This window comes from Ruegeria sp. F12, from assembly GCF_056533885.1.
Genome location: NZ_JBQFOV010000005.1, coordinates 271,850 through 284,781, shown reverse-complemented (window position 1 = coordinate 284,781; position 12,932 = coordinate 271,850). Strand labels below are relative to the sequence as shown.

Sequence of the window (12,932 nt, the reverse complement as noted above, 5' to 3'; positions counted from 1 at the left end):
CAGATTGCGGCGAATGCTGCATGCGCTCTGGATATGGCCGCCCTACCCCGTCTATAAGCGCGCCTGTAGCAAAAGGAATTCGCCCATGCGCAGCGCAAAGATCAGCCGTCAGACCGCCGAGACCGAGATCACCGTCGAGGTCAATCTGGATGGCACCGGCACCTATGACAATCAGACCGGTGTGGGGTTCTTCGATCACATGCTGGATCAGCTGGCGCGTCACTCGCTGATCGACATGACCATCCGCGCCAAGGGCGATTATCACATCGACGACCACCACACGGTCGAGGATACCGGCATCGCGCTGGGTCAGGCACTGACGCAGGCACTGGGCGACAAGAAGGGCATCCGGCGTTATGGCGAATGCCATCTGCCGATGGATGACGCGCAGGTGCGCTGTGCGCTGGATTTGTCGGGCCGTCCGTTCCTGATTTGGAACGTGGACCTGCCAACGCCCAAGATCGGCACGTTCGACACCGAGCTGGTGCGCGAATTCTTTCAGGCGCTCAGCACCCATGGCGGCGTCACGCTGCATATTGACCAGCTGCACGGTTTCAACAGCCACCACATCGCCGAGGCCGCCTTCAAGGCCGTCGCCCGCGCCCTCCGCCTGGCGGTCGAGACCGACCCGCGTAAGGCGGATGCGATTCCGTCCACGAAAGGCGCGCTGTAAATGCTGACAGCGATCATCGACTACGAAAGCGGCAACCTGCACTCGGCCGAAAAAGCGTTTCAGCGCATGGCGCGGGAATTGGATGCGGGTGAGGTTGTTGTGACTTCGGATGCAGATGTCGTAGCGCGCGCCGACAGGTTAGTCTTGCCCGGTGACGGAGCCTTTCCGGCCTGTGCGGCCGAACTGCGTGGGCACAAGGGTATCCACGACGCTATGGTTGAAGCGGTGGAGCAAAAAGGTCGCCCGTTTCTGGGCATTTGCGTAGGGATGCAGCTGATGGCGTCAACGGGCCACGAATACACTGACACCGACGGACTGGGCTGGGTTGCGGGCGATGTTGTGCGGATTGAGCCGTCAGACAGCGCGCTGAAAGTGCCGCATATGGGCTGGAACGATCTGGTGCTGGAAAGCGATCACCCGGTGTTTGACGGAGTGGAATCCGGCGATCACACCTATTTCGTCCATTCCTACCACTTCCGGGTCACCGACCCGGCGCAGCGTCTGGCTTATGTGGACTATGGGCAGGAGGTCACGGCCGTGATTGGCCGTGACACAATGGTTGGAATGCAGTTCCACCCTGAAAAAAGTCAGGATGTGGGGCTGCGCATGATCGGAAACTTCCTAACCTGGGCCCCATAAGGGCTTACTGAACGCGCGACCAGGTCTGGCCGCGGCAGATCAGACCACCCGCGACACAGCCTTTGACGGTCAACGAGTTGCCGCTCAGCGCCATTTTCGAGTTATACGTCTTGTCGCGGTCCGGTGCCCAGATCTTACCGTTGTCATAGGCTCCGCCACCTTCGGGAATCATGTCCCAGATCATCTGTTTGCCGTCATGCTCGTAGTTCAATACCTGGTTGCCTGACGCATCAAAAGCGCTATCGATGGTGCCGCAGATTGCGCTGCCGCACTCGGCAATCGACACGTGCAGATATTCGCCGTCATCACCGGGCTCTGTTTTCCAGATGCCATCTACAGGATCGGCGGACGCGACGGTTGCCAGTGCCGTCAGGGCTGCTGCCGCAAGGATCGTGTGTTTCATAGAAATCTCCCTTTTACCCCCATAGTCTGTCCCGAATATCGGTCTGTGAGCAACTATGACCCCGCGTCGCGTTGCATCCCCTACCTGCCTTGTGCGATATCCCGCCACAACGACAGTGAAAGAAGGCCCGATATGATCCTTTACCCCGCCATCGACCTCAAAGACGGCCAGGCCGTGCGCCTGTTGCGCGGTGAAATGGAGAAGGCAACAGTGTTCAATGACGACCCCGCGGCGCAGGCTAAAGCCTTTGTCGATGCCGGGTGCGAATGGCTGCATCTGGTTGATCTGAACGGTGCTTTTGCCGGTGAGCCGGTCAATGCTGCTCCGGTCGAGGCGATTCTGGCCGCCTGTAAAGTTCCTGCGCAGCTGGGCGGTGGGATTCGTGACCTGAAAACGATCGAAACCTGGATCAGCAAGGGGCTCGCTCGCGTGATTCTGGGCACCGTGGCGGTCGAAAACCCCGATCTGGTCCGCGAAGCGGCGCGCGAATTCCCCGGCAAGGTCGCCGTGGGAATCGACGCACGCAACGGCATGGTCGCCACCAAAGGCTGGGCCGAGGAAACAGACGTGCAGGTCACAGACCTTGCCCGCAGTTTTGAAGACGCAGGCGTCGCGGCCATCATCTATACCGATATCAACCGCGACGGCGCGATGCAGGGCCCGAATATCGAGGCCACCGCCGCCCTCGCCCGCGCCGTATCGATCCCGGTGATCGCTTCGGGTGGTGTCAGTTCGTTGGACGATCTGATCGCCCTGCGCGATTGCGGCGTTGAGCTGAATGGCGCCATCTCGGGCCGTGCACTCTATGATGGCGCGATTGACCTGAACGAGGCCATTCGCGCTCTAAAGTGACTTACTGTGCGGCAGCGGCGGTCAGCTTGGCCAGCGCGCCGCGCATCTTTTCGACGACGGGCGCGTTAGAGACGCCATTCAAATCGTCCAAGGTCTCTTTCGGGTCCTCATAGGCCAGCCAGACCTGCCCCTCGGCGTCCTCATAAGCCTGAACCTTCAGCGGCAGGAACAGCCCGGCGCGCGGATCGATCTGCATGGCGGGCGTGCCCAGCGCAGGGTTGCCGAAGATCAGCACCTGATTGGCTGGAATTGGCGTGCCCACCTTCTCGGCCCCTGCGGCGTGGTCAACGCGGGCAAAGACCGTTGCGCCTGCATTGCCAACGGCAGCCTCGAGCGCGTCCAGCGCCTCGGTCACGGATTTGTCTGTTTCAACTTTGATGATGTCGTCTGCCATGGCGGACAGTGCCCCTCCGAATGTGAGTATTGAAGCCAGAATAAGATGTCGCATCTCGATAATCCTTTTCATGAATTTCATCCTTAATTTCCACGGCTTCGCGGCAGATCACAATCACAAGTCTGGCATCGGCGGGGCTTTGCCGTTACAGGTGCGCCAACAAAGGACATCGCCATGCTGAAAACCCGCATCATTCCCTGCCTGGACGTCGCTGATGGCCGCGTAGTCAAAGGCGTAAACTTCGTGGGTCTGCGCGATGCCGGCGATCCGGTGGAATCGGCCAAAGCCTATGATGAGGCTGGTGCGGATGAGATCTGTTTTCTGGACATCCACGCCACCCATGAAAACCGAGGCACCATGTTCGATGTAGTGCAGCGCACCGCGGAACAGTGTTTTGTCCCACTGACCGTGGGCGGCGGCGTGCGCACCAAGGATGACGTTCGGGCGCTGCTGCTAGCGGGGGCGGACAAGGTCAGCTTCAACTCGGCCGCCGTGGCCAACCCCGCTGTCATCGCCGAAGCAGCGGACCAGTTCGGCAGCCAGTGCATTGTCTGCGCCATCGACGCAAAAACCGTCAGCCCCGGCAAGTGGGAGATTTTCACGCATGGCGGTCGCAAGCCCACTGGTATTGACGCTGTCGAGTTTGCCAAAACCGTTGTCGCCAAGGGCGCGGGTGAGATTCTGCTAACTTCGATGGACCGCGACGGCACCAAGGCGGGGTTCAACCTGCCCCTGACCCGCGCGATTTCCGATGCGGTGGACGTGCCGGTGATCGCCTCGGGCGGGGTCGGCAATCTGGACCATCTTGTCGAAGGCGTGACCGAAGGCGGGGCCAGCGCCGTCCTGGCAGCCTCGATCTTCCATTTCGGCGAATACACCATCCGCGAGGCCAAGGAACACATGGCCGCCGCAGGCATCCCGATGAGGCTGACATGAGCATCCTGCACGATCTGGCCGCCACGATTGAGGCCCGCAAAGACGCTGACCCTGACAGCAGCTGGACCGCCAAGCTGTTGGCGAAGGGCCCCGAGAAATGCGCCGAGAAGTTCGGAGAAGAGGCCATCGAGGCGATCATCGAAGCCACCAAAGGCGACGTGGAAAAGTTGACGTCAGAGGCAGCGGACGTGCTGTATCACTTGCTTGTCATGCTGGCGGCCCGCGACGTGGCGCTGGACGATGTGCTGGCTGAACTGGCTCGCCGTCAGGGCATCAGTGGCATCGCAGAAAAAGCTGCGCGCCCGAAGGGGTGACGCCTGCCCCGTTGCGGCTTTAAGATGGCCGGTATGACCCGTAGATTGACGCGCCCACCGATGATCAGATCCTTGCTGTGCGTTCTGACCCTTGCGGTACTGGGCGCTTGCGCGTCGGCTCCGCCTCCATCGGCCGATGATGTCCAACGCCTGGCCGCGGAAATACGCGGGCTCGGCCCCGGTGTGGACCCTGACGAGGCCAACCGTGCGGCGCAGATCGCCTATGCCTACACCGCGCAGTTGGCGCAGGAATATGAAATCACCGATCCTCCGTTGATCCACAATGCCAAGGTCAACAAGGGCCTGAAGCCACGCGGGCTGTGCTGGCACTGGGCCGAAGACATTGAACGCCGTCTGGATCAGGAACAGTTCCAAACACTTGAGATACACCGCGCCATTGCGAATGCCGACAACCCGTTCCGGATCGACCACAGCACGTCGATTATCAGCCGCAAGGGCGAGACGATGTATGACGGCGTGATTCTGGACCCCTGGCGGTATGGTGGCGTCCTGTTCTGGTCCCCCCTGCCCGAGGACACCCGATATGACTGGGTCCCGCGCGAGACCGTTCTGGAAAAACGACGTGCCGAAGAATACGGCGCGCTGCTGCCCTACGCAGGAGAATAGTTCAAAGCTTGGATGAGATCACTCCGGTGGCAAACCCACCCATACGCAGCTCTCCGAACAGGCGTTGGTATTCGATCTTGGGGCAACGGTTCATCACAACATCAACCCCGCGCGCCTGCGCCTTGGCGGCCGCTTCGGGATGTTCTACGCCGATCTGCATCCAGATCGTGCGCAGGTTCGGGAAGGCGTCCAACGCCGCGTCGACGATCGGGGGAACCGCCTCGGACCGGCGAAAGATATCGACCATATCGACCGGTTCGTCGATTTCAGACAGGGACGCCCGCACCGTATTGCCGAACAAGACTTTGCCCGCATGTCCGGGATTGACCGGAATGACCATGTAGCCCTTCAACGACAGGTAGCGCGCCACGTAGTAGCTGGGGCGCACAGGATTCATCGACACACCAACAACGGCCACTGTCTTGGTACGTTTCAGGATGTCAGTCAGGAAAGCATCGGTATAGTCGGTCATGCGGCCACCTTATGCACCAAGGACCAAAGAAAAAAGCGCCCAGGTAAAGACCTGGGCGCAAGGTGTTGGAACGAGGGACAGTGAAATGACCCGCGGCAGTTCCGTTCCGCGGTCACTGTGACATTTAAGCATGTCTTGGCTAAAAAAAAGAGGGGGTGCGCATTTTTGTGATGACAGATCACGAAAAGCGGAACTTCGCCTAGTTTTCGTAAAGGACAACGGGCCAATGCGCCTCGGCCATTTCGATGTAACCGGCAGTATCCTGTATCCACATACGCTCAATCTCGCGCGAGTGAGTCAAATAGAGCCGCCCGTCAATCACACGCCACAGCGCTGGGTCTGTACTGACCAGCTCACCCTGTGCCATCGCATAGGCGCAATAGCCGCCGAATTGCGGGGCGTAGGCCCGTGGGTTCATCTCAAAAGCGGCTTGGTTTTCGGCTGTTGCAAAATGCCATTCAGCCCCTTTCCACACGACCGAATACTCTGGCAGACCGCGAACAGGTGCACCATCCCCGAAATAGGACACCACATCATAACCGGCCATAGCTGCACCGTCTGTTTTGTAGAACACGGGCAATTCCTGCGCAAACGCGGCAGGAGCAATCATAGCGGCACAAATTGCACCAAAGAGAAAACGTCGGTTCATCATCATAGCGCGTTCATTAGAAAGTCAGGGTATCAAGATGCAATTCTTTAACGCATCTGAAACCCCAATTAACGCGGATGTGAACGGTCGTGCCCGAATAAACTGAGTTAGTCGAAAATATCCTCTATCACATCCCACGCCTCATCGAACACGCGCGAGAATACGCCCTTTTTCTTCTTTTTGGCTTTCCGTGGCTTTTCGTATCTGCGATCCGGTTTGGGCTCGGACAGTTTACGCTTGGGCACCATTTTCAGGTCGTGCAAGGGGGCGCCGCAGCTTGAGCAACTAAGCTCATGGCGCTGCTTGCCTTTCAGCACCAATGCGGCTCGGGTGCCGCAATAGCAGCAAGTGGCAATTTTCGAAGGGATGGAAATGGCGCGCTCCTGTCTATCTGTGCCTCGATGCATATAGGGCAATCGCCGCCGCATTTGAGACGTTCAGAGACCCAAAACCGCCCGCCGCGTCGATTTTCACCAGATGATCCACGGTTTCCTTGGTCTTTTGCCGCAATCCCGGCCCCTCGGCGCCCAGCACCAATGCGACCGGCTGGTCGAACCGGCCATCCAGTGTCGCCTCAATCGTCTGCTCGGCCTCTCCATCCAGGCCCAGAACCAGAAAACCCATATTCTGCAGCTCGACAATGGTATCGGCCAAGTTGCGCATGCGCAGATAAGGTTGCCGCTCCAGCGCGCCACTGGCCGTTTTGGCCAAAGCGCCGGTTTCCGGGGCCGAATGATGGCGGGTGCCAATCACCGCGCTTGCCCCCAGAACCTCGGCCGAGCGCAGAATCGCCCCCACGTTATGCGGGTCGGTCACACGGTCCAGCAGGATGACACGCGGGTGCTCACGCCCGATACAGTTCTCGGCCAATCCGCCCCAGCCCAGCGGCTTGACCTCAAGCGCCGCGCCCTGATGCACCGAGCCGGGATCGATTGGAGCCGTAAATTTTCGGGGATCGACCATTTCGGCCTCGACCCCTGCAAATTCAATGGCTTCGCTCAACTTGTCACGGGCATTCCGGGTTACGATCAGGCGCAGCTTCTGTCGTTTCGGGTTCATCAGGGCATCGCGCACAGCGTGCAGGCCGAACAGCCACACGGTTTCAGAAGCCGCCGCCTTGCGCGCCTGTTCCTTTTCAACGACCCACTTGGGTTTCTTCATTTCTTGGGCCTCCGGGCCGGGAATTCGGTTTCCTGCGCCAAAGCGGTATTTTCCTGTTGACGCTCGTTTAAGGCGCTAGTAATCACGCCTCCACGTCAGGTGCAACGCCTGACAGTGGGCGACAGGCCGCAAGGTGTGGCAGGGGACTGTAACTCCCTCGCGGAGACGCACGCCTGGTTCGATTCCAGGGTCGCCCACCATCTTCCTCAGATGGTGACAAAGCGCAACATGCTGCATTCGGTGCGTCGCGTTTTCTGGCTTTCTCGATCGCCTTTTTGCAAAAAACGCCCTTGGCGGACCAAAGGCGTTTTGTCGACTTACCTGCAAAGGACTTGGCTTAGGCAGCATCAGCCCGCTGAGCGGAAACACGGTTGAACCAGTCGATGATCGCATCCAGATCTGGTGCAATTTCTTCCGCGGCGCCGCCGGTAAAGTCCTGAAATTTCTCTTTGTTCAGGCCATTCACGCCGACCAGAACCGGGATGTCCTGTGCCAGTGCCTCGGCGATGACGGGACGAAAGCCGCGCCCGTCGGCTTCGTGCTTCCCGAATTTGTTGACGATCAGCAACTGCGGCGCATCCTCCAGCGAGGCCGTGACATAGCCCACGGCTTGCTCCAGCGCGGCAGGGTCCAGACGGCAGCCGCGCGACTGCGTTCCCAGCGATTGCGAGATGCGGATAGTCTCACCTTCGGGCAGGACACGCACGTCCATATCGCACTTGGTATTGTCGGCGCATTCGGTGTTGGTTTGCACCACACCCGACAGTCGTGCACCGGATTTCAAGAGCTGTTCTGCGGCCGCGCTTAACAGGCGGTCGGTCGCGCCGCGATCGGTGGTGGTTACATAGGCCAGGTACATTCAGGGACCCTCGTCGTAAAACTGTGACATTCCAGATAGCACGCAAGATGCGGTCCGGCCACTCTTCTGCGCTACGGCAGCGGAGAAAGCCCGATCACAGCTGCGTGCAGGTGAAGCAGAACCGCAAAAGCAGCAAGTGAGGCCAGCCAGACCCAAAGGGGCGGCCAGGGATGCGGGGCGCGCAGGGAAAAGCGCGCGGTGTTACGGGACAGACGGACCCATTCGATGCCCATCTCCCGGGATTTGCGCCGGTCGATCAGAGCCATACCCATCGAGGCAAAACCCCCAAACAGTCCGAACAGGATCACATGCGACAGGCTGCCATTGGCCAGCAGATGCGCCAGCGCCCAAAGCATCAGCGCCGCCAGTACCGGATGGCGCGTGCTGCTCAGGATGCCCGGGTTTTCCGGATCAAACGCGCGCTGACCCAGCCCGCCGAACGAGAACGGGTTCTGGATCGCCATCCCGGAGACGGCCAGCCAGCAAACCACCGGCATGACCAGCAAAGGCACCCAGCGGAAGAGCGCCCAGGGCGGGATTACCTCGACATACGGCGCCCGGGCAGCAGCGATAATCAACCAGCCCAAAACCAGAAGTGACAGCACGGAATAGGCCGCGAAATACCCTTTGCGCCCCAGCACCGTGATCAACTGCCCGCGCACGGCGGGACGCGCCGGAATGGCATGTGTCAGCAGAAAGGTGATCAGCGCTGCAAGGAAAAGAACCCAACCGGTCATAAGATGCTCCGAACCTGTTGCGCCCGGTCTAGTCCTGCGCGGCGGGTCCGTCTTTGTCCGAAATCAAGTGGCGGGCGGGGCAGTCGCGCCGCCCCTGCCCTGAGTTATAGGCCCAGTGCCTTGCGGCGTTCCTCGGCAAAGCCCTGCACCATACGGTCGGCGATCAGCGCCAGAATGGCCATCGCCGCCCCGGCCGAGATGCCAAGCCCCACATCCGCCTGCCCCAGCGCCAGATAGATCGACTGGCCCAGACCGGTGGTGCCGATCAGCGCCGCGATCACCAGCATCGCAAAGGCATACAGGATTGTCTGGTTCAGCCCCAGCAGGATGGTCGGCGCGGCATAGGGCGCGCGGACGTCGCGCATGATCTGCCACTCGGTCGCGCCGCTGGAAATGGCGGCCTCCATCATCTCAGCTGGGGTGTTGACCAAGCCGTGCCGCGTGTAGCGGATCATCGGCACGATCGCATAAGCGCAGATCGCCAGAAAGGCAGAGAACTCACCGATCTGAAACACCATCAGCACCGGGATCAGGAACACGAACAGAGGGATCGTCTGCAGCATGTCACAGATCGGACGTACGATTTTCCAAACGGGTTCCCAAACCGCGCTGGCAAGACCTATCAGCCCGCCGACCACGGCACAGGAAAACACCGCCGCACCGCTGAGGTAAAGCGACAGCAAGGCGCGCTCCCAAAGGCCCGAAACAAGGATGGTGCAAAGCAGCCCCACGGACAGCGCCGCCAGTCGCCAGCCCCCCGCCACATAGCTGAGGGCAGCGGCACCGGTTAGGACAAAGGGCCATGGCAGGTTCGCAATGCCGGTTTCCAACATGCCGATCAGGATCAGCACAACCAGCCCTCCGGTCAGATGCCCGCGCCATGCCATCAGCGCCGCTATGACGGCAGCCACCGCAAAGAGACCGAAGCTCATGCCAGTCGTCCACTGAAAGCCCCACGTGAATGGCAGCACCGCTTGGTCGAGACCAATCCGCAGTGGCAGCAGCACATAGAACAGCGAGTTGTTCTTGAGCGCGTCCAGCCAAGGGCCGTTGGCCTGAGTGAAGGCGGTCAGACCGCTGTCGATGGCCCCGGCCATCGGGTCCAACAGGGTCAAATCAGAGGGGTTCGGAAGCCACAGCCAGAAGGCCGCAGTGAACAGCACGGTAAAGCCCAGCACCGCCCAGACGATTCGCTGGTCATAGCGTTTGCGTTCGGTGGCGAGCGTGCCGCTCATCCGGTCGATGACGACAGCAAACACCACGATCACGAGACCGGCCATCAGGGATTCACCAAACTGCGCCTTGCGCATGGTCAGCAGGACCTCCCAGCCGATATCGTTGAACCCTCCGATCACGGCCGCGATGATTACCATCGACAAAGCCGCCATCAGGCATTGGTTCACGCCAACCATGATCTGGGTTGCAGCCGCCGGGATTTCCACCTGAAACAGTTGCTGGAACCGGGTTCCGCCGGACATGATGGCGGCCTCTTTGATCTCGGGTTCGACCCGTTCCAGCCCCAGCATCACATTGCGTGCCATGGGCGGTGCCGCGTAGATGGCCGAGGCGATCAGACCAACAACCGGGCCGAAGCCAAAGAGCAGAAGCAAAGGTGTCAGATAGGCGAAGGTTGGCACCGTCTGCATGACGTCCAGCACGGCCTGAACAAAGTTTTTCACGCGGGGTATCTCATTGGCCAGAATGCCGATCCCTCCACCCACAACCAGCGCCACGGGAACCGAAACGGCCACCAGCGCCAGAGTGTTCATACTTTCAGCCCAATAGCCCGAGGCCAGCACGAAGCTGAGGCCAAAGAACCCCAGCGCCGCCATTGGCAGCCCGCCCAGATACCAGCCCAGCGCGGTGACAAACCCGATCAGGATCGGCCATGGTGTGTTCGCAAGTACGAAATTGGCCGCGTCCATCGGATAGGTCATCAGGTCGGAAAACAACCGCATCGCCGGTTTGATGCCGTTCAGGAACCAGTCCAGGAAGGCTCCGACCCACTGCGTCGCCGGCAACTCCCAAGCGGCGGGCCATTTGACCAACCACGGGGCAATGCCCTCAAGCGCCAAACACAGCGCTCCGACGATAACGGTGATCAGTGCCGCTTTGGCCCCAATCGTCAGGCGTGCCTGCGCAGGGATGTCCGTGATCACCGTCATGTCTCATCCACCTGCAGCGCTGCAGCCAGATCGGACGGGTGAACCGTACCGACGATATTGCCCGCTTCATCCCGCACGGGCACGGGTTCATACAGCTCCATACAATGCGCCAATGCGGCGTCCAGGGTCATGCTGGTCGTCAAGCCGGGATCATCCGGGCCACGCTCGGAGTCGTCGCGCATGACTGAGGCGACCTTGGCGTGCTGGCCCTTGGCGACGTCTTTCGAGAATTCGCGCACGTAGTCATCGACCGGGCGCAGCACGATATCGGTGGGCGTGCCGATCTGCACGATCTTGCCATCGCGCATGATCGCGATGCGGTCGGCCAGCTTCAGCGCCTCTTGGATATCGTGAGTGATAAAGACGATGGATTTCTTCAACGTCGCCTGTATGCGCAGGAATTCGTCCTGCAACTGACGACGGATCAGGGGATCGAGGGCCGAGAACGGCTCATCCAAAAACCAAATGTCGGGGTTCACGGCAAGACTGCGGGCGATGCCCACACGTTGCCTCTGACCGCCCGATAGCTGCCGTGGGAAGCTGTCTTCGCGCCCCTCAAGGCCGACCAATGAGATCACCTCTTGCGCGCGGGCCAGACGTTCCTTTTTACCAACGCCTTGAACACGCAGCGGATAGGCCACGTTTTCGGCGACGGTCATATGGGGGAACAGGCCGAAATGCTGGAACACCATGCCCAGCTTTTTGCGGCGCAGGTCCGTCAGTACCTTTTTCGAGGCTCCAATAACGTTCTCGCCATCCACGCGGATTTCTCCACCCGTGCCGGGCAGCAATTGCGAGATACAGCGGATCAGCGTCGATTTACCCGAACCCGACAGGCCCATGATGACGAAAAGCTCGCCCTCTTTGACCTCGAAATTGGCATCCTGCACGGCGGGAATGAACCCGCGTTCGCGCAAGTCTGTGGCGGCTTTGTCGGCGTCATTCCCTGACCGAGACAGCGCGTCGGTCAGGGCCTTGTCTGCACCGGGGCCAAAGACCTGCCAGAGATTCTGGCAGGCAATGGCTGGTGTTTGCGCGTCAGTCACTTAGGCAGACTCACTGAGTTGCCGCGTCAACAACCGGACGCCACTTGCCTTCGTTTTCTGCCATCCATGCGGCGACGACTTCCTCGACCTTACCGCCGTCGACGTCAATCGCGCCCATCATCGGCTGCTGATCTTCGACTGCCAACTGATAGTTGGTCAGAATTTCATAAGCTGCGGGCCACTTGTCTTCCATGCCGCTCCAGCTGGCCTTGAAGATGCGCGAGGGCGAGAAGTCACAATCATTCACCGCGTTGGGGTTCGGACCCCATGCGGGATCGTTGAAACAGGCTTCTTCACCGGCAGGCAGTTCAACGAATTGCACGTCATAGGCGGACATCGCCCAATGCGGTTGCCAGAAGGTGATCAGCAATGGTGATTTCCGCTCGGTCGAGGCACGCAGTTCGGCAATCAAAGCGCCTTCCGACCCGGCAGGAACAGCTTTGAACGGCAGTTCCAAACCGGTCATGCGGTCCGCACCCGGCGTACCCCAATCAGCCGGATAGTCTACCAGACGGCCACCAGGCAGTGTTTCTGCCGTCGCAAAGACCTGCGCGCAGTCTTTCAGAGCTTCCCATGCAGGCAAACCGGGGCACAAATCTGCCACGTGAGCAGGGTATGCGATGCCTTCCTTGGCATCCAGACCCAGATCACCGATCTCAACCACGGTGCCTTCGGAGACTTTCTTGGCGTATTCATCCGATACGTTCGAAGACCAGATCTCTAGCGTTGCGTCGATATCGCCATCGGCCAGCGCCTGGAACTGGTTCATCATGCCTGCGGTAACGTATTCAACGTTATAGCCTGCAGCTTTCAGCATCTCGCCGGCCACATGCGTCGTCACGTGCTGACCGGTCCATTCGTTGATGGCCAGTTTGATCGGCTCATCCACGGCGCCCATATCGGCGGCATAGGCCGATCCGGCGACGGTCATGGCCAAAAGGCTTACACTCAGTTTCTTCATCGACATTCTCCCTGTCTTCTTTGTGTTCGTCCGGCCGCACCTGA

17 protein-coding genes and 1 tRNA gene are annotated in these 12,932 nt (G+C 60.0%); 7 read left to right on the top strand and 11 right to left on the bottom strand.

The annotated features are described in order from the left end of the window. Positions 1 to 85 precede the first annotated feature (85 nt). Both hisB and hisH read left to right on the top strand, forming a co-directional pair. A complete protein-coding gene (hisB, locus tag ACR0CA_RS09825; protein ID WP_480898658.1) occupies positions 86 to 673 on the top strand; it encodes an imidazoleglycerol-phosphate dehydratase HisB in 588 nt (195 codons plus the stop codon). Next, the gene (hisH, locus tag ACR0CA_RS09820; RefSeq protein WP_480503180.1) at positions 674 to 1,312 is read left to right on the top strand and encodes an imidazole glycerol phosphate synthase subunit HisH; all 639 of its coding nucleotides are present in this window, start codon (positions 674 to 676) and stop codon (positions 1,310 to 1,312) included. A gap of 4 nt (positions 1,313 to 1,316) precedes the next feature. Here hisH and ACR0CA_RS09815 read toward each other — a convergent pair whose 3' ends face one another. Further along, positions 1,317 to 1,715 (bottom strand): DUF2147 domain-containing protein, encoded by a 399-nt coding sequence (locus ACR0CA_RS09815; protein ID WP_170784082.1) that lies wholly within the window; start codon positions 1,713 to 1,715, stop codon positions 1,317 to 1,319. 132 nt (positions 1,716 to 1,847) lie between these two features. On the opposite strand from ACR0CA_RS09815, the gene hisA reads away from it, so the two are divergent. Beyond that, positions 1,848 to 2,567, top strand: coding sequence for a 1-(5-phosphoribosyl)-5-[(5-phosphoribosylamino)methylideneamino]imidazole-4-carboxamide isomerase (gene hisA, locus ACR0CA_RS09810; RefSeq protein WP_170788311.1), 720 nt, complete (start codon positions 1,848 to 1,850; stop codon positions 2,565 to 2,567). A 1-nt stretch (position 2,568) separates the two neighbouring features. On the opposite strand, the gene ACR0CA_RS09805 is transcribed toward hisA, so the two are convergent. Beyond that, positions 2,569 to 2,961, bottom strand: a complete 393-nt coding sequence (locus ACR0CA_RS09805) for a DUF302 domain-containing protein (RefSeq protein WP_170769827.1) — start codon at positions 2,959 to 2,961, stop codon at positions 2,569 to 2,571. 174 nt (positions 2,962 to 3,135) lie between these two features. Here ACR0CA_RS09805 and hisF point away from each other — a divergent pair, with 174 nt between their 5' ends. The 3 genes from hisF to ACR0CA_RS09790 are packed head-to-tail and all read left to right on the top strand — an operon-like array spanning position 3,136 to position 4,838. Continuing rightward, positions 3,136 to 3,897, top strand: coding sequence for an imidazole glycerol phosphate synthase subunit HisF (hisF, locus tag ACR0CA_RS09800; protein WP_170784078.1), 762 nt, complete (start codon positions 3,136 to 3,138; stop codon positions 3,895 to 3,897). Next, positions 3,894 to 4,211 carry a phosphoribosyl-ATP diphosphatase gene (locus ACR0CA_RS09795; RefSeq protein WP_480898653.1) on the top strand — a complete coding sequence of 106 codons (318 nt, stop codon included), beginning with the start codon at positions 3,894 to 3,896 and terminating at the stop codon, positions 4,209 to 4,211. The genes hisF and ACR0CA_RS09795 overlap by 4 nt, the downstream gene beginning before the upstream one ends. Before the next feature lie 60 nt (positions 4,212 to 4,271). After that, entirely contained in the window at positions 4,272 to 4,838 is a 567-nt protein-coding gene (locus tag ACR0CA_RS09790) for a hypothetical protein (protein WP_170784670.1), read from the top strand. A 1-nt stretch (position 4,839) separates the two neighbouring features. Here ACR0CA_RS09790 and ACR0CA_RS09785 read toward each other — a convergent pair whose 3' ends face one another. The 4 genes from ACR0CA_RS09785 to rlmB all read right to left on the bottom strand — a co-directional run bounded on the left by ACR0CA_RS09785 (position 4,840) and on the right by rlmB (position 7,120). After that, a complete protein-coding gene (locus ACR0CA_RS09785) occupies positions 4,840 to 5,310 on the bottom strand; it encodes a CoA-binding protein (RefSeq protein WP_170784074.1) in 471 nt (156 codons plus the stop codon). A gap of 199 nt (positions 5,311 to 5,509) precedes the next feature. Next, positions 5,510 to 5,959, bottom strand: coding sequence for a YHS domain-containing (seleno)protein (locus ACR0CA_RS09780; protein ID WP_237217127.1), 450 nt, complete (start codon positions 5,957 to 5,959; stop codon positions 5,510 to 5,512). A gap of 107 nt (positions 5,960 to 6,066) precedes the next feature. Next, a complete protein-coding gene (locus ACR0CA_RS09775) occupies positions 6,067 to 6,222 on the bottom strand; it encodes a hypothetical protein (RefSeq protein WP_336510142.1) in 156 nt (51 codons plus the stop codon). A gap of 124 nt (positions 6,223 to 6,346) precedes the next feature. After that, a complete protein-coding gene (gene rlmB, locus ACR0CA_RS09770; RefSeq protein ID WP_480898648.1) occupies positions 6,347 to 7,120 on the bottom strand; it encodes a 23S rRNA (guanosine(2251)-2'-O)-methyltransferase RlmB in 774 nt (257 codons plus the stop codon). Positions 7,121 to 7,236: 116 nt separating this feature from the next. Here rlmB and ACR0CA_RS09765 point away from each other — a divergent pair. Then, positions 7,237 to 7,320, top strand: a tRNA-Tyr gene (locus tag ACR0CA_RS09765). Positions 7,321 to 7,457: 137 nt separating this feature from the next. On the opposite strand, the gene ACR0CA_RS09760 is transcribed toward ACR0CA_RS09765, so the two are convergent. The 5 genes from ACR0CA_RS09760 to ACR0CA_RS09740 form a co-directional block, all read right to left on the bottom strand. Beyond that, positions 7,458 to 7,979: a DUF2478 domain-containing protein gene (locus ACR0CA_RS09760; protein WP_170784067.1), complete on the bottom strand. Its 522-nt coding sequence runs from the start codon at positions 7,977 to 7,979 to the stop codon at positions 7,458 to 7,460. A gap of 71 nt (positions 7,980 to 8,050) precedes the next feature. Next, positions 8,051 to 8,716, bottom strand: coding sequence for an NnrU family protein (locus ACR0CA_RS09755; RefSeq protein WP_480898646.1), 666 nt, complete (start codon positions 8,714 to 8,716; stop codon positions 8,051 to 8,053). Between the two features lie 104 nt (positions 8,717 to 8,820). Continuing rightward, positions 8,821 to 10,881, bottom strand: a complete 2,061-nt coding sequence (locus ACR0CA_RS09750; protein WP_480898644.1) for an ABC transporter permease — start codon at positions 10,879 to 10,881, stop codon at positions 8,821 to 8,823. Beyond that, positions 10,878 to 11,927, bottom strand: coding sequence for a quaternary amine ABC transporter ATP-binding protein (locus ACR0CA_RS09745; protein WP_480898641.1), 1,050 nt, complete (start codon positions 11,925 to 11,927; stop codon positions 10,878 to 10,880). The genes ACR0CA_RS09750 and ACR0CA_RS09745 overlap by 4 nt, the downstream gene beginning before the upstream one ends. A 10-nt stretch (positions 11,928 to 11,937) precedes the next feature. Beyond that, positions 11,938 to 12,888, bottom strand: coding sequence for an ABC transporter substrate-binding protein (locus tag ACR0CA_RS09740; RefSeq protein WP_480503190.1), 951 nt, complete (start codon positions 12,886 to 12,888; stop codon positions 11,938 to 11,940). Positions 12,889 to 12,932 lie beyond the last annotated feature (44 nt).